This is a genomic window from Streptomyces sp. NPDC031426 (assembly GCF_055581585.1).
On sequence record NZ_JBVIJE010000006.1, the window covers coordinates 174,587 to 192,304 of the forward strand.

At 70.7% G+C, this 17,718-nt stretch carries 20 protein-coding genes; 14 read left to right on the top strand and 6 right to left on the bottom strand.

Translation table 11 applies throughout. From position 1 onward, the window contains the following. Position 1: 1 nt before the first annotated feature. Complete coding sequence (locus tag ACZ5NH_RS14010; RefSeq protein ID WP_468775108.1) at positions 2-583, top strand: hypothetical protein; 582 nt, start codon at positions 2-4, stop codon at positions 581-583. Positions 584-590: 7 nt separating this feature from the next. Next, positions 591-1,205, top strand: coding sequence for an OmpA family protein (locus ACZ5NH_RS14015; protein ID WP_451555820.1), 615 nt, complete (start codon positions 591-593; stop codon positions 1,203-1,205). Positions 1,206-1,282: 77 nt separating this feature from the next. Here ACZ5NH_RS14015 and ACZ5NH_RS14020 read toward each other — a convergent pair whose 3' ends face one another. Next, positions 1,283-1,702, bottom strand: coding sequence for a DUF3224 domain-containing protein (locus ACZ5NH_RS14020; RefSeq protein ID WP_388620259.1), 420 nt, complete (start codon positions 1,700-1,702; stop codon positions 1,283-1,285). Positions 1,703-1,737: 35 nt separating this feature from the next. Continuing rightward, positions 1,738-2,175, bottom strand: coding sequence for a DUF192 domain-containing protein (locus tag ACZ5NH_RS14025; protein ID WP_468775478.1), 438 nt, complete (start codon positions 2,173-2,175; stop codon positions 1,738-1,740). 42 nt (positions 2,176-2,217) lie between these two features. Here ACZ5NH_RS14025 and ACZ5NH_RS14030 point away from each other — a divergent pair, with 42 nt between their 5' ends. From ACZ5NH_RS14030 to ACZ5NH_RS14040, 3 genes are all read left to right on the top strand, one after another. Then, a complete protein-coding gene (locus tag ACZ5NH_RS14030; RefSeq protein WP_468775110.1) occupies positions 2,218-3,126 on the top strand; it encodes an LLM class flavin-dependent oxidoreductase in 909 nt (302 codons plus the stop codon). A gap of 45 nt (positions 3,127-3,171) precedes the next feature. Next, complete coding sequence (locus ACZ5NH_RS14035; protein WP_468775112.1) at positions 3,172-3,660, top strand: GNAT family N-acetyltransferase; 489 nt, start codon at positions 3,172-3,174, stop codon at positions 3,658-3,660. 204 nt (positions 3,661-3,864) lie between these two features. After that, positions 3,865-4,128 (top strand): hypothetical protein, encoded by a 264-nt coding sequence (locus tag ACZ5NH_RS14040; protein ID WP_468775114.1) that lies wholly within the window; start codon positions 3,865-3,867, stop codon positions 4,126-4,128. Here ACZ5NH_RS14040 and ACZ5NH_RS14045 read toward each other — a convergent pair. After that, a complete protein-coding gene (locus ACZ5NH_RS14045; protein ID WP_468775116.1) occupies positions 4,112-4,609 on the bottom strand; it encodes a DinB family protein in 498 nt (165 codons plus the stop codon). The genes ACZ5NH_RS14040 and ACZ5NH_RS14045 overlap by 17 nt on opposite strands. A gap of 68 nt (positions 4,610-4,677) precedes the next feature. Here ACZ5NH_RS14045 and ACZ5NH_RS14050 point away from each other — a divergent pair, with 68 nt between their 5' ends. The 5 genes from ACZ5NH_RS14050 to ACZ5NH_RS14070 all read left to right on the top strand — a co-directional run bounded on the left by ACZ5NH_RS14050 (position 4,678) and on the right by ACZ5NH_RS14070 (position 11,228). Beyond that, the gene (locus ACZ5NH_RS14050) at positions 4,678-5,460 is read left to right on the top strand and encodes a class I SAM-dependent methyltransferase (protein WP_468775118.1); all 783 of its coding nucleotides are present in this window, start codon (positions 4,678-4,680) and stop codon (positions 5,458-5,460) included. A 739-nt stretch (positions 5,461-6,199) separates the two neighbouring features. Beyond that, entirely contained in the window at positions 6,200-6,973 is a 774-nt protein-coding gene (locus ACZ5NH_RS14055) for an isoprenyl transferase (protein WP_468775120.1), read from the top strand. A 345-nt stretch (positions 6,974-7,318) separates the two neighbouring features. Next, positions 7,319-8,644: a PhoH family protein gene (locus tag ACZ5NH_RS14060; RefSeq protein ID WP_351799110.1), complete on the top strand. Its 1,326-nt coding sequence runs from the start codon at positions 7,319-7,321 to the stop codon at positions 8,642-8,644. Positions 8,645-9,044: 400 nt separating this feature from the next. Beyond that, on the top strand, positions 9,045-9,743 hold the full coding sequence (locus tag ACZ5NH_RS14065) for an aggregation-promoting factor C-terminal-like domain-containing protein (protein ID WP_388620278.1): 699 nt from the start codon (positions 9,045-9,047) through the stop codon (positions 9,741-9,743). 150 nt (positions 9,744-9,893) lie between these two features. Next, positions 9,894-11,228 carry an AI-2E family transporter gene (locus ACZ5NH_RS14070; RefSeq protein ID WP_468775122.1) on the top strand — a complete coding sequence of 445 codons (1,335 nt, stop codon included), beginning with the start codon at positions 9,894-9,896 and terminating at the stop codon, positions 11,226-11,228. 21 nt (positions 11,229-11,249) lie between these two features. Here ACZ5NH_RS14070 and ACZ5NH_RS14075 read toward each other — a convergent pair whose 3' ends face one another. After that, a complete protein-coding gene (locus ACZ5NH_RS14075; RefSeq protein ID WP_388620284.1) occupies positions 11,250-11,783 on the bottom strand; it encodes an alkyl hydroperoxide reductase in 534 nt (177 codons plus the stop codon). Positions 11,784-11,786: 3 nt separating this feature from the next. Then, on the bottom strand, positions 11,787-12,341 hold the full coding sequence (locus ACZ5NH_RS14080; protein ID WP_067047469.1) for a peroxiredoxin: 555 nt from the start codon (positions 12,339-12,341) through the stop codon (positions 11,787-11,789). A 138-nt stretch (positions 12,342-12,479) separates the two neighbouring features. Between ACZ5NH_RS14080 and ACZ5NH_RS14085 the strand changes: the two genes are divergently transcribed. The 4 genes from ACZ5NH_RS14085 to ACZ5NH_RS14100 all read left to right on the top strand — a co-directional run bounded on the left by ACZ5NH_RS14085 (position 12,480) and on the right by ACZ5NH_RS14100 (position 15,345). Continuing rightward, complete coding sequence (locus ACZ5NH_RS14085; protein ID WP_388621049.1) at positions 12,480-13,427, top strand: LysR substrate-binding domain-containing protein; 948 nt, start codon at positions 12,480-12,482, stop codon at positions 13,425-13,427. A 174-nt stretch (positions 13,428-13,601) separates the two neighbouring features. Next, positions 13,602-14,468, top strand: coding sequence for a MarR family transcriptional regulator (locus ACZ5NH_RS14090; protein WP_468775125.1), 867 nt, complete (start codon positions 13,602-13,604; stop codon positions 14,466-14,468). A gap of 61 nt (positions 14,469-14,529) precedes the next feature. After that, complete coding sequence (locus tag ACZ5NH_RS14095) at positions 14,530-14,916, top strand: roadblock/LC7 domain-containing protein (protein ID WP_468775127.1); 387 nt, start codon at positions 14,530-14,532, stop codon at positions 14,914-14,916. A gap of 3 nt (positions 14,917-14,919) precedes the next feature. After that, positions 14,920-15,345: a hypothetical protein gene (locus ACZ5NH_RS14100; protein ID WP_388620293.1), complete on the top strand. Its 426-nt coding sequence runs from the start codon at positions 14,920-14,922 to the stop codon at positions 15,343-15,345. A gap of 63 nt (positions 15,346-15,408) precedes the next feature. Here ACZ5NH_RS14100 and ACZ5NH_RS14105 read toward each other — a convergent pair whose 3' ends face one another. Then, positions 15,409-17,718 (bottom strand): ABC transporter permease, encoded by a 2,310-nt coding sequence (locus tag ACZ5NH_RS14105; protein ID WP_468775480.1) that lies wholly within the window; start codon positions 17,716-17,718, stop codon positions 15,409-15,411.

A 17,718-nucleotide genomic window follows, 5' to 3' on the forward strand; every position in this document is an offset into this window, starting at 1 on the left:
GATGAGCATTCGGTTCACTGCGAAGGCCCGCAGGGGGATGGTCGCATTGACCGTTGCGGCTGGTCTGGCTGTCGGTGTGGCCGGCTGCGGCGGAGGCACCGGCGACGACAAGAAGCCGCACAGTTCCGCGTCCGCTTCCCAGGGTGCCAACTCCGGCCCGAGCGCCCAGGAGGGGCAGTCGGATCAACCTCTGGCCGAACTGAAGGGTTCGGATGGCCTGCTTCTCCAGATCACCTCCGTGCAACGTGATTCTGGTGGCTTCGTCACGGTGAACGGCACCCTGAAGAACGACGGGGCCGGTGATCTGCTCATCCCGTCCGCCCTTAGCGGCAATGAAACCGAGATCACCAAGAACGGCCCGTCCTTGGGTGGAGCCACCCTTGTCGACTCCAAGGGCAAGAAGCGCTACTACGTACTGCGCGACACAGAGGGCCGCCCGCTCACCACAACCGGACTCGGCACGCTCAAGGCGGGTCAGTCACTGCAGGTCTTCATGCAGTTCCCCTCCCCGCCCACGAACACCACCGAGGTGACCCTCCAACTGCCCACCCTCTCCTCCGCCACCATCAAGATCTCCGGGTGAGGCCAAAGTGACCACCCCCCGTCTCGCCGCCACCCTCACCGCTGTCGCCCTCCTCCTCACCGCCACCCCCTCCTACGCCGACGACACGGACCCCAGTCAGCCTCCCGACACCGCGCCCTCCGCCGCCGCCCCGGTGAAGATCGACCCCACCGACCCCGACCTCAAGCTCCCCGAGGGCGCCACGCTCGCCGCGCCCAAGGTGTTGGACATCAAGTCGGTCGTAGAGGACCAGAGCGGGGACGAGCGGCGTGAGGACACCAACGCCGACGTCACCTTCGCGCTCCAGGCCGAAGTCCTCTTCAGCAAGGACAGCGCCAGGCTCAGCGGAGAGGCCAAGGCGCGGATCGCCACCATCGCCGACGAGATCAAGAAGCAGAACGCGACCCGGGTCCGCGTCTTCGGGTTCACCGACAACCTCGGCTCGTCCGCCCACGGCGACATCCTGTCCAGGCAGCGAGCCAACGCCGTACAGGCAGTCCTGGGCCAGGACCTGAACGACCCGAACATCACCTTCGAGGTCCGCGGCTACGGCGAGCAGTATCCGATCGCCGACAACTCGACGGAGGAGGGCCGGCGGAAGAACCGACGTGTCGAGGTGTCCTTTCCGCGCTCGGAGAGCTGACCGCACCCGCATTCCGAAGGGTCGACCTCAACCGCTGACCATGTGGATATCGGCAGGGTCCGATTTTCCGCGGAACCCTAGGATCTGCCGCCCACCTCGTACTCGAACCAGATCCGATGGGTGCCGTCCGCATCGATCCGCAGACCGCCGGCCCCTCGGATCCCGGCGAGCGCCCCCGTCCCGCTCCCCGGCACGATCACGAAAAACTCGGCCTCTCTGCCCTCTCCGAGGGTCGTCGCCGAGTGGGCGAAGTTGAAGCTGCCGCTTCTCCCGCCGAGGCTCCCCTCGAAGGACTCCATGGCGACATACGTGCCGGTCCCACTGGACTGGTCGTACGCCGCGGTGAACAGCGTCTGCGACACCCCGGCGACCTCACCCTCGTACCGCTTCCGCATCGTGGCCACCCCGACCGGCACCGCCGTCTCGACCACCGGCTCCGGCAGTCGCACCTCCGCCGGAGTGAACTCCTCGACCTTGAACGTCCCTGAAGCTCTCATGCCGCGATGCTAGGACGTGCCACTGACAACAGCCCTCAACCCGGGCCGTTCGCCCCACCGGCATCGCCGACACCGCCATCGCGAACACCGTCTGCGTCGCCCCCGGCCTCCACCCGCACCCGCACCCCCGCCCGCAGCCCCCACCCCGCCATCACGCCCGCTTCCGCCTCCAGTACGTGCCGTGCCCGCAGCCGGGGCAGGCCCAGGCGGCCCGGGGGCACGGTGCGGACGGCGAGGACGGTCAGGCGGCGGTCCAGGTAGGCGACGTCGATCGGGATGCGCATGCCGAAGGTGTGGACCCCGCTCGCCGGTGACAGCAGCATCGCCCCGGCGATGGACTCCCGGCCCAGCAGGCCCTTCGTCCGGGCCCGGTAGGAGGCCGAGATCTCCAGCGGAAGCACCAGCGGGTCTTCCGTTCCCTCACCCCGGGGCACGATCAGCCTCCCGACCCCGTCCCGCCAGCGTCTCCCCATCCCCATCCCCGTCCCCTCCAACTCTCCGCCGGGCACAACCACTTGTCACCCCACGTCCTCCCCACTAGGAAGAGGTCCATGACTGGACTCGGTGTCGTCTTCCGCCCCCAGCTTCCGCCCGAGCGGCTGCGGGCCGTGGCCCGTGCGGCGGACGAAGCAGGCCTTGAAGAACTGTGGTTGTGGGAGGACTGTTTCCGGGAGGGCGGCATGACGACCGCCGCCGCGGCGCTCGCCTGGACCGAGCGGGTGCGGGTCGGTGTCGGGCTGCTGCCCGTGCCCCTCAGGAACGTGGCAATCACCGCGATGGAGGCCGCTTCCTTGCACCGGATGTTCCCCGGGCGGGCCACTATCGTCGTCGGACACGGGGTGCAGGACTGGATGGGGCAGGTCGGTGCCCGTGCCGCCTCCCCGCTCACCCTCCTCGGCGAGCATCTCGACGCCCTGCGCGCCCTGCTCGGTGGTGAACGGCTCACCGTGCGGGGCCGGTACGTCTCCCTCGACGACGTCGCCCTCGACTGGCCGCCGGAGCAGCCGGTGCCCGTCTTCACCGGCGCCACCGGCCCGCGTACCCTCCGCCTTTCCGGCGCCAAGTCCGACGGCACCCTCCTCACCGCCGCCACCTCCCCGGACGGCGTACGCCAGGCCCGGCAGCTCATCGAGGAGGGGCAGAAGGAGGCGGGGCGCGGCGAGCACCACCCGGTCGTCGTCTATCTGCTCGCCGCCACGGGGGCCGACGCCGCCGCCCGGCTGCGGGCCGAACTCGCCGACGAGGGGCTTGAGTCGGTGCCGGGCGTCGGGGTCGCGGGGGACGCGGCGGCCGTGGCCGCGGCGGTACGGCGGCTCGCCGAGGCCGGTGCCGACACCGTCGTGCTCCAGCCGACCGGGGACGAGCCCGACCCGGAGGGGTTCGTGCGGTTCGCCGCCGAGGAGGTACGGCTCCTGGTGGCCTGACGCGACAGGGGGGCGTTGTCAGTGGCGGCTGCCACACTGCCCGACATGACCGACGAGCGCGACGAGCACAGCGAAGTGAGCCTTCGGGGCGTCACGGACGACGACCTGTTCGCCTTCCTCTCCTATGAGCACGACCCGGAGGCCGTCCGGCGGTCGAGATTCACGCCCCGGCCGCGGGACGCCTTCCTGCGGCACTGGCGAGAGCGTGTTCTCGGCGATCCGGACTGCCTCGTGCGGACGGTCACCGTGGGCGGTGCGGCCGCCGGGCACGTCGTTTCCTGGACGGAGGGCGAGCGGCGGTTCGTCGGCTACTGGCTCGGGCGGCCGTACTGGGGCGGCGGCGTCGGCACCCGCGCCCTCGGCCTCTTCCTGGAGCTGGAGCGCGTACGGCCCCTGTACGCCGACCCCTTCGGCGGCAACACCGCCTCCGTCCGGCTGCTGGAGAGACACGGCTTCGAGCGGGCCGGCACGATCCGGCACGGCGAAGACGAGCACATCCTCCTCGTGCTCGGGGGGCCGGGGGCGGCCCCGTGACCTCGATCCCCCTCCTCTGGCGCCTTCCCTTCGAGTTGGCCTGGGAGGCGCTGCGGGCCGGCAGCCGACCCATCGGTGCCGCGCTGTACGACCCGGAGGGCGATGCCGTCGCGGCCGGGAGGCCACCGCTGTGCAGCGGCGCGCTGATCCACGCCCAGGTCCCGCACGTCGTCCACGCCACCGCCGACGCTCCGCCGGCGCGGAGTGCAGCGCGTCCCGGAGGTCGGCGGCACGACAGCCGCCCGCTGGGCCACCCGCGAGGGTCCGCCGGACGGCCCGCTCCACCCGCCGGCCCGTTTCGGCGCCCTGCTCATGACGCTGTGGGGGCTGGTGCACACGCACGACCTGGTGCCCGAGGGCCCCGCCCCCCGAGCGGCCCGCCGTCACCTGGACGCCGGCCTGCTCGACGCGGCCACGGCCCAGCCGGCGTACGGGTCGATGTACAGCACGGTCAGCCGGCGCCGGTGACCGGCGGATGGTCCCCGGTGGCGCCGTCGATCAGCTCCCGCAGGATGTCCATGTGGCCGGCGTGCCGTGCGGTCTCCTCCACCATGTGGACCAGGGTCCAGCGCAGGGTCACGGTGATGTCCCGCCAGGCTGGGCTGCCCTGGGCGTCCAGTGGCAGCTCGTTGATCACGGCGTCGGCGGCGGCGCGGGCGCGGCCGTAGAAGGCGACGATCCGCTCGGTCGTCTCCTCGGGGGTGACCCGCATGTCGTCATGGGGGTCGAACCACAAAGGCTCGGCCTCGCCGCCGAACGTGTCCACGAACCAGCCGTACTCGACGCAGGCCAGATGTTTCACCAGGCCCAGCAGGTTGGTGCCGGACGGTGTCATCGGCCGGCGCAACTGCTCGTCGTCGAGGCCGTCCAGCTTCCACAGCACGGCGTTCCGGTGCCGGTCCAGGCTCGCGTGCAGCGTCTGCTTCTCTCCGGCGGAGTAGGTCGTCATGCGGGAGCTCGTCATACGGGCGGAAATTAGCAGGCCCCGTCGGGCAGTGCCCTGCGATCATGGACGGCATGTCCGTGAACCACTCCTTCGAACACCTCGTGGCCGAGGGCGCCGCCGTGCCCACCGACGGCTGGGACTTCTCCTGGTTCGAGGGGCGGGCCAGTGAGGAGCGGCCCTCGTGGGGGTACGCCGTGTCGGCGGGGGAGCGGCTGGCCCGGGCGGAGGCCGTGCTGGACATCCAGACCGGTGGCGGTGAGGTCCTGGACTTCGCGCTGGGCAGGGCCGAGCCCGCCCGGCCGGTGGTGGCCGCCGCGACGGAGGGCTGGCCGCCGAATGTGGCCAGGGCCGCCGCGCTGCTTCGACCGCGCGGGGTGGTGGTCGTCGCCGCCCCGGACGACGCGCCGCTGCCGTTCGCCGACGAGACCTTCGACCTGGTGCTCAGCCGGCATCCGGTGCGGCCGTACTGGGACGAGATCGCCCGGGTGCTACGGCCGGGGGGCACGTACTTCGCCCAGCACGTCGGTCCGGCCAGCGTCTTCGAGCTGGTGGAGTACTTCCTCGGGCCGCTGCCCGAGGAGGCGCGCTCGGGCCGGGACTCCGAGCGGGAGCGGGCCGACGCCGAGGCGGCGGGCCTGGCGGTGGCCGGGCTGCGGGCGGAGCGGCTGCGGATGGAGTTCCACGACATCGCCGCCGTCGTCCACTTCCTGCGCAAGGTGGTGTGGATGGTCCCGGGCTTCACGGTGGAGGCCTACGAACCCCAACTCCGCTCACTGCACGAGCGGATCGAGAGGGAGGGGCCGTTCGTGGCGCACAGCACCCGGCACCTCTTCGATGTCCGCAAACCCCGCTGATTCACCCGCAGTTTGCCAACGGTTTCCACATCGTTATGCAGTGCGGTTCACATCGGCCTCATCTGTCACATAAGTTCAGACCAAGGTAATTCGCGTCGGCAAACCCCGCGCGGCTGGCACCGCGCAGTGGAGGGGGCTGCGCGGTGCTGTGAGCCCGAGCGCGCTCCCCGGGTCGCCGTACCGGAACCGTCAAGTCGCCGTTCGCCGGTCGGGTAGCCCATCGGGGGGACCCCGGCGCAACTCGCCGACATCTCCGCAAGATGGCGTAAACCGTTCGGATTCCTTCTGAATCCTTTCGCATCTGACCGTCATCCCTGGGAATCCACTGCGAACCGGCCATGTGACACCTCTGAATCCAGCCTTCCGCGCCCACCACGGCGTTGCCGGATGATTCCGGAGAGTAGTTGTGTCCCGCCGATGCACCCACCATCCCTTACGAAGGGTTATGGTGGAAACCCCCCCTCGGGCCGGTCCGTCTCCCCCCCACGGACCGGCCCGTTTTTCGTTCCGTCCATCGGCAGCCCTTTCGGCGGGGGCTCCGGGAACCGCTCGGGGCCGGCTCGGCGTCCCCACCAAGGGGCGCGGGAACCGGGCGATCACCCCACACGGCCGCACTCGACGGCGCATCCGCAGGACCCCGACCCCACTCCGCAAACCCCCGGCCGACACGAAGCCGCCAGCGGGGTAGGCTCAAACACCCCCGCACCCCGAACCCGCCGCCACACCCCCGGAGGGCCACGTGAACCTGCGCGAAAACCTGCGCAGCCTGCTCGTCAGGCTCTACGCACACCGGGTGGAGGGCCACCTGGACCATGCTCAGGTGCCCAAGCACATCGGCGTCATCATGGACGGCAACCGCCGCTGGGCGAAGGCGTCCGGTTCCACCACCGTCCACGGCCACCGGGCCGGTGCGGACAAGATCGAGGAGTTCCTCGGCTGGTGCACCGAGACCGATGTCGAGGTCGTCACCCTGTGGCTGCTGTCCACGGACAACTTCGACCGGCCGCAGGAGGAACTCGTCCCGCTGCTCGGCATCATCGAGGACGTCGTCCGCACACTCGCCGCCGACGGCCGCTGGCGCGTGCACCACGTCGGCACCATGGACCTGCTGCCGGGCGGCATGCAGCGCACCCTGAAGGAGGCCGAGGAGGCCACCGCCCACATCGACGGCATACTCGTCAACGTGGCCATCGGCTACGGCGGCCGGCAGGAGATCGCCGACGCCGTGCGCTCCATGCTGCTCGACGCCCACGACAAGGGCGTGCCGATGGAGGACCTCGCCGAGTCCGTCGACATCGACATGATCGGCCGTCACCTCTACACGGGCGCCCAGCCCGACCCGGACCTCGTGATCCGCACCAGCGGCGAACAGCGGCTGTCCGGATTCATGCTGTGGCAGTCCGCGCACTCCGAGTACTACTTCTGCGAGGTCTTCTGGCCCGCCTTCCGCAAGGTCGACTTCCTGCGCGCCCTGCGTGACTACGCCGCACGTCACCGCCGTTACGGCGGCTGAGACCCGACCGACGCCCCGCCGGCCGCCAAGGCAGCGGGGCGTTCGCACACCCGGATTCTTGCGGACGTAACGATGAGTTCACCGGTACGCCGGTGGCCACTTTTGCATGGCAGTGCATGTTCGAGGGCATAAGCCAAACAGGTCGACGCCCGAACCACGGGTGTCGGATCTCAGCGGGCGGCACGGGGCCGTCCGCCCGGGAGGCCCTTTGCACCAGCCCGATCGTGCGGTCACAGCACGGACGAAGAGGCGGAGGGCCGGCTGTCGGCCCGTGCAGGGCGGCCGACGACCGGCCCAGCTCGATCTCGTCGCTCCCCGACCTCATCCGAGGGGGTACGTCCTTCCGTGGTGACCAGCACAAAGCGCCACAAGCCAGACCGGCGCACCTATGTTCTCGACACCAGCGTCCTGCTGGCCGACCCGAACGCCCTGACCCGCTTCGACGAGCACGAGGTCGTGCTCCCCATCGTGGTGGTCACGGAACTGGAGGCCAAGCGGCACCATCCGGAACTCGGCTACTTCGCCCGCCAGGCCCTGCGCCTGCTGGACGACTACCGGGTGAAGAACGGTCGCCTCGACGCCCCCATCCCGATCGGGGAGCTGGGCGGGACCGTCCGTGTCGAGCTCAACCACTCGGACCCCAGCGTGCTGCCCACCGGCTACCGCCTGGGGGACAACGACTCCCGCATCCTCGCGGTGGCCCGCAATCTGCAGGCCGAGGGGTACGACGTCACCGTCGTCTCGAAGGACCTGCCCCTGCGGATCAAGGCGTCCTCGGTCGGTCTGCTCGCCGAGGAGTACCGCGCCGAGCTCGCCATCACGGAGAACTCCGGCTGGACCGGAATGTCCGAACTGACGCTCTCCGGCGAGCAGGTGGACATCCTCTTCGAGGAAGGGCATCTGTACGTCCCCGAGGCCGCCGAGCTGCCCGTGCACACCGGCCTGACCATCCACTCCGAGCGCGGCAAGGCGCTCGGCCGGATCACCGCCGAGGGCAACGTCCGCCTGGTGCGCGGCGACCGGGAGGCGTTCGGCATCAAGGGCCGCAGCGCCGAGCAGCGCATCGCGCTCGACCTGCTGCTCGACCCGGACGTCGGGATCGTCTCGATGGGCGGCCGGGCCGGCACCGGCAAGTCGGCGCTGGCGCTGTGCGCGGGCCTGGAGGCGGTCCTCGAGCGCCGCCAGCACCAGAAGGTGATGGTGTTCCGGCCGCTGTACGCGGTCGGCGGGCAGGAGTTGGGCTATCTGCCGGGCACCGAGGCGGAGAAGATGAGCCCGTGGGCGCAGGCCGTCTTCGACACGCTGTCGGCGGTCACCAGCCGCGAGGTCATCGAGGAGGTCACCGCGCGCGGGATGCTGGAGGTCCTCCCGCTCACCCACATCCGCGGCCGCTCCCTGCACGACGCGTTCGTGATCGTGGACGAGGCGCAGTCCCTCGAACGGAATGTGCTTCTCACTGTTCTGTCCCGAATCGGCGCGAATTCACGGGTCGTTCTCACCCATGACGTGGCACAAAGGGACAATCTGCGGGTCGGTCGCTACGACGGTGTCGTCGCCGTCGTGGAGAAGCTGAAGGGGCATCCGCTCTTCGCGCACGTCACGCTGACCCGGTCCGAGAGGTCCCAGATTGCCGCACTTGTGACCGAAATGCTGGAGGACGGTCACATCTGATTCGACCCGCACGGCAGTTGGCGCCGTCCGGCAAAGGCCAAGAGCCTAGCCGGGCGGCGCCTTGGTGTGCGGAACTTTCCGGAAATCCCCAGGGCCAAACGGGATGTGAGCTTTCACACTCAACTCAGAATTGCCACCCGGCGTCCGGTTACGGCAGAGTCTCAGTCCTGTCAGGCCCCGCATACGACACACCTGTACCCCCAGCGGTACGGCACCACAGCAGCACCACCAACTCCATAGAGCTCGTCGTATGCCGCCCGAGCACCTCGCGGCACTCCCCGAAGGGGGAGTTGCCCACCGGGCCCGCGCCTCCCGTGACCCCGCAGTTGGGAGGCCAGTGCCAGGGGCACGATTGCGTCCGCCAGGGTCACCGAAGCGGGCGATGCTGGAAGGAAACCGTGTGAGCCGGATTTCGGTCCGGGGATTCGCAGTGGCTTCGGCCACCGCGGTCACCGCCGTCGGAAGCGTCGTCGGAGTTGCCTCGGGCAGCGTCGCGCAGAACAACAACGACGCCGAGGCGACGGCAGCCGACACCACGCTCCTCGCGGACATACCCGCGGGTCAGCAGGCCCAGGTCCAGTCCGCTTCCCTGACGCAGCAGGCGGACGCCCAGGCCATCGCCGCCGACGCGAGCGCCAAGAAGGACGCCGAGGAGGCGGCCCGCAAGGCTGCCGCCGAGACCGCGATCGCCAAGAAGGCGGCGGCCGAGCAGGCGGCCAAGGAGGCCAAGGCGCGCGCCGAGGCGAAGGCCGCGGCCAGCCGTGACAGCGCCCGCGACTCCTCCAGCTTCCCCGTCCAGAGCAGCTACACCGTCGCGCAGATCCAGGCGATGGCACGGCAGATGGTGGCGGGCGACCAGTTCCAGTGCTTCAGCAACATCGTGGACCACGAGTCCAGCTGGAACTACCAGGCCACGAACGCCTCCTCCGGCGCCTACGGTCTCTTCCAGGCTCTGCCCGCCGGCAAGTACGCCTCGGCCGGCGCCGACTGGCAGACCAACCCCGCCACCCAGATCAAGTGGGGCCTCAACTACATGGACAGCCGGTACGGCAGCCCCTGCCAGGCCTGGTCGTTCTGGGCGGCCAACCACTGGTACTAGGCCCGTCGGTCACCGCCGGTCGCACTCAACCTCGCGCAGCCCCTCCCCGTCCTTAGGGGAGGGGCTTTCGCCCTGTACGGTCGTACCCGGATGCCTCCAGGGGGAGGAGAGGTGGCGAGCACGCGGGGACGCGGGGGAAGAGGACGGATCATGTCGCGAGTGCCAGGGTGGCTCGGCAGGCTCGGTGCCGGTCTCACCGAGATGGGCGAGCGCCTGGACGAGCGCCGTGCGGAGGTGGAGCGCGAGCACGCCCCGGAGCCGCCGGACCCCTCGGACACCCCGTTGCCTCCGCCGCAGCCCGCCGCCGAGGCCGTCGTACCGCCCGCCCGCCGGCCAGTACCCGCACCCGCGGCCAGCCACCGCCCCGACCCCGCCGAGGCCGTGCCCTGGGGTGTGCGGGTCGCGGCCGAGGCCGGCTGGCGCGTGCTGGTCCTCGCCGGCACCGTCTGGGTGCTGATCCAGGTCATCAGCGCGGTCCAGCTGGTGGTGTTCGCCTTTGTCATCGCGCTGCTCGTCACCGCGCTGTTGCAGCCGACGGTGGCCCGGCTCACCCGCCGCGGAGTGCCGCGCGGACCGGCCACCGCGCTCACCGCGATCAGCGGGTTCGTGGTCATAGGGCTGATGGGCTGGTTCGTGACCTGGCAGGTCATGGAGAACATCGACACGCTCTCCAGCCAGATCCAGTCCGGCATCGACGACCTGCGCAACTGGCTGCTGAAGAGCCCCTTCCACGTCACCGACAAGCAGATCAATCAGATCGCCAAGAACCTCCGCGAGGCGATCGGCGCCAACACCGACCAGATAACGTCCGCCGGTCTGGAGGGCGTCCAGGTCATCGTCGACTTCCTCACCGGCCTCCTGCTGGTGTTCTTCTCGACGCTGTTCCTGCTCTACGACGGCAGGCGCATCTGGGAGTGGTTCCTGAAGCTGGTGCCCGCCGCGGCCCGCCCGGGCGTGGCCGGCGCCGGCCCGCGCGCCTGGCGCACCCTGACCGCCTACGTCCGGGGCACGGTCCTGGTCGCCCTCATCGACGCCACCTTCATCGGCATCGGCATCTACTTCCTCAACGTGCCGATGGCCGTCCCGCTGGCCGTCTTCATCTTCCTGTTCTCGTTCATCCCGCTCGTCGGCGCGGTCGCCTCCGGCGCGCTCGCGGTGATCGTGGCGCTGGTCACCCAGGGCGTCTTCACGGCCGTCATGACCCTGGTGGTCGTCCTCGCGGTCCAGCAGATCGAGGGCCACGTCCTGCAGCCGTTCATCCTGGGCCGTGCGGTCCGCGTCCATCCGCTGGCCGTCGTCCTCGCGGTCGCCGCCGGCGGCATGGTGGCCGGCATCGGCGGCGCGGTGGTGGCCGTACCGCTGGTGGCGGTGACGAACACGGTGGTCGGGTATCTGCGGCAGTATTCGGAGGAACTCCAGCGGCAGAAGGCCGCCGCGGACGAGTCCGTCGCTCGGAACGCGGAAGACCCCGCCCACCAAGGGTGAGCGGGGCCTTCGCAGAACCGCCTACTCGGCCAGCACGGCCTCTGCGTCGAGGGTGACGCCCACGGCCTGAATCACCGATGCGATCTTGAACGCCTCCTGGACGACCTCGCGCTCCACGCCCGCCTTGCGCAGCACCTGCTCGTGCGAGTCCAGGCACATGCCGCAGCCGTTGATGGCGGACACCGCGAACGACCACAGCTCGAAGTCGACCTTCTCCACGCCCGGGTTGCCGATGACGTTCATCCGCAGACCGGCGCGCAGGGTGCCGTACTCGTGGTCGGACAGCAGGTGGCGGGTCCGGTAGAAGACGTTGTTCATCGCCATGACGGCGGCGGCCGACTTGGCGGCCGTGTACGCCTCCGGCGAGAGGTTCGCCTTCGCCTCCGGCTCCAGCTCACGCAGCACGATCGGGGAACGGGAGGCGATGGCGGTCGCCAGCACCGTGCCCCACAGCTGCTGCGCGGGCAGGTCGGAGTTGCCGATGACCGAGCCCAGGTTGAGCTTCAGGTCCTTGGCGTAGTCCGGGACGCGGGACTTCAGCGAGTCGAGCGACATGGGTCACTCACCGGCCAGCAGCGCGACCGGGTCCAGGGTGTTCTCACCCTTGGTCCAGTTGCACGGGCACAGCTCGTCGGTCTGCAGGGCGTCCAGGACCCGCAGGACCTCCTTGGGGTTACGGCCCACGGAACCGGCGGTGACCATGGTGAACTGGATCTCGCGGTTCGGGTCGACGATGAAGACGGCGCGCTGCGCGAAGCCGTCCTCGCCCTCGATGCCCAGGTCACGCATCAGCTCGTGCTTGGAGTCGGCCATCATCGGGAACGGCAGGTCGGTCAGGTCCGGGTGGTCCTTGCGCCAGGCGTGGTGGACGAACTCGGAGTCACCGGAGAAGCCGAGGATCTGCGCGTCGCGGTCGGCGAACTCGTCGTTCAGCTTCCCGAACGCGGCGATCTCGGTCGGGCAGACGAAGGTGAAGTCCTTCGGCCATGCGAAGACGACCAGCCACTTGCCCTCGTAGGACTTGTGGTGGATCTGCTCGAACTCCTTGCCCTTCTCCAGCGAGACGCAGGCGGTCAGTTCGAACTCGGGGAACTTGTCACCGACAGTGAGCACACGCTCTCCTTGCAGCGAGGAACACCCCTTTTGAGGGCGTTTCCCATGGGTTGGACTTTGTCGATGTTGGCACAGGGTGCATTGATTAGTGAAATAGCTACACTCGGTCATGTTGATCGGAGGTAGTTATCAGTGACCATGAGTAACGGCAAGCGGAGGCAGCCGAGCCTCGCACAGCTGCGTGCATTCGCCGCTGTCGCCGAGTATCTGCACTTCCGGGACGCGGCGGCCGCCATCGGGATGAGCCAGCCCGCTCTGTCCGGCGCGGTCTCGGCACTGGAGGAGACCCTCGGGGTGACCCTCCTCGAGCGTACGACGCGCAAGGTGCTGCTCTCGCCCGCCGGCGAGCGGCTGGCCGTACGCGCGAAGGCGGTGCTGGACGCGGTCGGGGCACTGCTGGAGGAGGCCGAGGCGGTCCGGGCGCCCTTCACGGGCGCCCTGCGCCTCGGAGTGATCCCCACGGTCGCGCCGTACCTGCTGCCGACCGTGCTGCGGCTGGTCCACGAGCGCTATCCGCACCTCGACCTCCAGGTGCACGAGGAGCAGACCGCCAACCTGATCGACGGCCTGGGCTCCGGCCGTCTCGACCTGCTGTTGCTCGCGGTGCCGCTCGGCGTGCCCGGAGTCGTCGAACTCCCGCTCTTCGACGAGGACTTCGTGCTGGTCACCCCGCTGGACCACTGGCTCGGTGGCCGCGAGGGCATCCCGCGCGAGGCGCTGAGGGAGCTGAACCTGCTGCTCCTGGACGAGGGCCACTGCCTGCGCGACCAGGCCCTCGACATCTGCCGGGAGGCGGGCCGCGAGGACGCCCCGGTCACGACCACGGCCGCCGGCCTGTCCACCCTGGTCCAGCTGGTCGCCGGCGGCCTCGGCTGCACCCTGCTCCCGCGCACCGCCCTGAAGCTGGAGACCACCCGCAGCAGCCAGCTCCTCACCGGCTACTTCGCCGAGCCGGCACCGAGCCGTCGGGTCGCCTTCGCCATGCGCGCGGGCGCGGCCCGGTCCGCCGAGTACGAGGAGCTGGCGGCGGCCCTGCGCGGGGCGCTGCGCTCGCTCCCGGTGCGGGTGCTCGACCGGGACGCCTGAGCCCGCCGATCGATCAAATGAGTGTCGAACAAAGCGATGTGATCGGCTCGAAACTCCAAGTTCCGTCAGTCCGGGTCAGGTCGGAAACCTTCGGCTGAAATATGCCGATCGACTGATACACATACCCCCTCGGTGCGACACGTCAGGCGTCTGTACGAAATGCCAAGGGGAGCGATGGATCACGGCGGGCTCGCGCACGCGCTGACCGCGTGCGGGCGTGACGGATTCACGGGGGAACTGCGGGTGCCGGGCAGCCCCGGCGGCGCCTTCCATCTGCGGGACGGACTCGTCGTGGCGGCGGAGAGTCCTGGCGCCCCCGGCGCCGAGGCGCTGCTGCTGCGCTCCGAGCGCATCGACGGCGAGCAGTGGGCGGAGCTGGTGCGTGAATCCGGGGCGCGCTGGCCGGCCGCCGGGCTGATCGCGCACGGCTACGCGGGGGCCGCCCAGCTCCGGGTGGTGTGCCTGCTGGCGCTGCGGGACGCGGCCTTCGCCGTCGTCGCCGGCCGGGTGGACGCCTGTGCACGCATCACCGGCACCGAGCCGCACGCCCCGGTCGCCACCGGCGAGCGGCCCGCCCGGCTGCTGGAGGACGCGGTGCGCAAGGTGGCCGCCGTGGACGCGCTGCCGCACCCCGTGCGCCCCGACCGGGAACGGCCCCTGCCCATGGCCGCGCCGCAGGACGCCGGCACCCCGCTGCAACGGGAGCTGCTCGCGCACGCCGACGGCCGCCGTACCGCCCGCGACCTGGCCTTCCGCACCGGCCGCGGGGTCTACACGGTCACCGTGGAGGTCGCGCGGATGCTGAGCGAGGGGCTGCTGGAGTGCCCCGGCCCGCTCGCCCGGACCCCGCTCCTGGTGGCGCCCGAGGCTCCGGTCGTACGGCATCGCGAGCAGTCACCGCCGGAGCCGGCGCCGACCGCCCCCGCCGAACTGCCGCGCCGCGCACCCGGCGCCAGCGGCATCACCGAAGTCCTCGTCCCGCCGGTGAGCGGGACGGGCTGGAAAGGGTTCTTCCGGCTGCGCCACGGAACCGCTGGCTGACAGTGGTCCGCCGACGGCTCGCAGCGGTCGAACCGGCAAGGAAAACAAGGGAGTTGAGCACATGGACCACGAAGCCCTGGCGCGGGAGATGCGCGGACTGCGCGAACAGGTGACCGGGATCACCGACACCGCCCTGGCGGCGGCCGACGGCATGCTGATCGCGGCCGACACCGCGGAGTCGATCGATCCGGAGGGGCTCGCCGCGCTCGCGGCGGCGGGCCTGTGCCTGGCGCGCCGCACCACCGCCGCCACGGCGCGCGGCGCGCTGCGGCAGACGGTGACGTACGGCAGCCACGGCTGCGTCGCCTTCTACGCCGTCGGCGACACCGCCCTGATGGTGGTCCTCGGCGACGAGGGGATGGACGTGAGCCGCCTGCACCGGGCGACCCACCCGGCCCTCGACCGCATCGGATCGATCCTCACCGAGAAGACGCCAGAGGGGGTGTGAGGGATGGCGACGAAACGCATGACGGGCTTCTCCGACCAGGTGATGAGCCTGGTCAAGTCGCTGCGCGCCGAGACGCCCGACTGCGTCGCGGCCGGTGTGGTCGACATGGCCACCGGAATGCTGCTGTCCTACGAGACCGTCGACAACCACCCGCCGGAGGTGCTGGACCTGCTGGCGGGTGCGACCCTCGACCTGTTCCAGGGGCGTACGGTCGTCATGATCGAGGACGTCTTCAAGGAGCGCCGTGGCGTCAGCGACGACAACCACTTCTTCCAGGAGATCCTCGTCAACAGCGATAACCTCACCCACCTGTTCCTGCGGATGAACGACCAGCAGGACGTCGTCGCCGTCGTCGTCTGCCGTAAGTCGGTGAACGTCGGCATGCTGTTCGCCCAGGCGCGGAGGGTGGTGCGGGAGCACAGCCTGTGAGGAACGGCCGTGGGCCCCCGGGAGGGAGGGGCCCACGGCCGACCGCGCCCGGACCTCGCGCCGCTACTCCGTCCGCAGCCCCTCCGGCCGCATCATCCGCAGCAGCGGCGGCAGGCTCAGCAGCGTGACCGTGACGACCACGGCCGCGCCGACGCCGGTCATCGCCAGCACGCTCGGCCAGTCCACGCTCACCGTCGAGCCCACCATCTTCAGCAGCACCCCGCCCAGCGTCAGCCCCACGGCCGAGGCGAGCAGCAGGCCCAGGGCGATGGGGATGGCGGTCTGCCACAGCACCGACATGCTCAGGGTGCGCCGCCGGGTGCCGAAGGCGACCAGCGACGACAGCAGCTTGCGCCGCTCGCGCAACTGCTCCAGCTGGGACACCAGCAGGCTCGCCCCGATCAGCGCCAGCACACAGACGGCGCCGACGAACGTTCCGGTGCGGATGGAGGTGAACTTGTCCGACTGCTCGGTGGCCGACCACACCATCGCGTCCGCGAGCGGGTCGATCCGGGCCGCCGTGTTGCGCACGTACTCGTGCACGTCCGGCACGGACTCGTCGAGCCGGAGGTACACCCCTCCGCTCAGGGCGCCGCTCATCGGGCCGGACAGCGCGGCCGGTGTCATCAGCACCCCGCTGTCCTTGGTGCCGTTCGGCCCGGTGATCGCGCGGACCTGCTTCATACCGTGCGGCACGGTCCAGACGACGTCCGGTCCGCCGCCCAGGCCGTCACTCGTGTTGACGTGGAGCGTGCGGCCCGGCCGGACGTACTGGTCCACTTCGGAGTCCTCGTCCCCGCCCTTCGCGACGAAGACGTCCCCGTCGTGGCAGGAGGTCAGCGCGGCCACCTTGCGCAGGGAGGCGCAGGTGCCGACGGTGAGGCCCACCGTGTTGTCCGGCCCGTGACCGGGGGTCCAGGGCCGGTCCGCCAGCTCGGTGCTGCCGAGTGCGGTGGCCTCGCGTACGCCCTTGGTCGCCGCGAACTTCCCGGCGACCGGCACGAAAGGGACGCCCCGCGACAGGTTGACCTGCATCTGAATGCTGTCGGTGTCCTTGCCGGTGGACTTGGTGTAGTCGCCCTGCACGCCCGCGAACAGCATCTGCAGCGCGATCGCCCCGGCCACCGCGACCGCGATGCCGTTCACCATGCGGGCCGCCGAGCCGCTGCTCAACTGCAGCCGCCGCACCGCCAGTTGCCAGGCCACGCCGCCCAGGCCCAGCCGGGCCACGACCGCCTCGACGACCCAGGGCAGCAGCGCGGTCACGCCGACCAGCAGCAGCAGGACGCCGCCGATCACCAGGTACTCGTTGAAGGTGCCGTTGTTCCGGCCCTGGCCGATCATCGGGGCGAGGCAGGCCAGTCCGCCCAGCGGCAGCAGCAGCCGCCACCACAGCCGGCGGCGCGCGGGCCTGGCTGTACGGACCACGCCCAGCGGTTCGATGACCACCCCGCGCAGCGCGAACAGCGTGACCAGGACCGCCGCCGCCGGAACGGCGACCGCGACCAGGGCGGCCAGCGCCGGGGAGGGGTTGAGATAGCTGGGGAACACGCTGATGTCCATGATCTCGACCGAGGCCGCGAGCTGCCGGCCGAGCAGGAAGAAGCCGGTGCCGAAGACCAGCCCGACCAGCGATCCGGCGAGCGCCTCGCCCGCCGCGATCCGCCGGGTCATCCGGCTGTCGGAGCCCACCAGCCGCAGCGCGGCCAGCCTGCGGTCGCGTCGCTCGCCGCCGAACCGTACGGCGGCGGCGATGAACACGGCGACCGGCATCAGCAGCACCACGAACACGACCAGCACCAGCAGGATCAGCACCGGGTCGGTCTTGCTCGCCGGTGATGCCTGCGGCGGCCCGAAGCGGGTGATCCGGGCCGTCCGCCAGCCGTTGATGCGCGACGCCAGGTCCTTCGCACCGGCGTAGTAGGCGAGTTCGTGCGAGCCGATGAGCCCGCTCTCGCCGATCGTCCCGACGATCCGGTACGGCAGCCGCTCGCGCAGCAGCGTGCCGTCGGCGGAGCCGAGCAGTCTCTTCAGCGCGGGGGAGACGACCATGTCGCCCGCCGCCGGGTACCTCGCCAGGCCCGGCGCGATCGGTGCGCGCGGCCCCTCCGGCTCCACCAGCCGGCCGCGGACGTCCTTGCCGCGGTACGTCGTGTCGGCGTCGGAGATCACCAGGGTGTTCGCGGCCTTCGGGCGGTGCGGCCCGTAGGTGTAGTCGAGCCGGGCCGCGTCGCGATCGTGCCGTACCGCCAGCGCGCTCGGGATCGCGGTCGTCAGCAGCAGCAACGCCACGCCGAGACCGACGCCGACCGCCGTCAGCAGCATCCGGATCCAGCCCTCGCGCCCGCCGCTGAGGGCGAACCGGACCCCCAT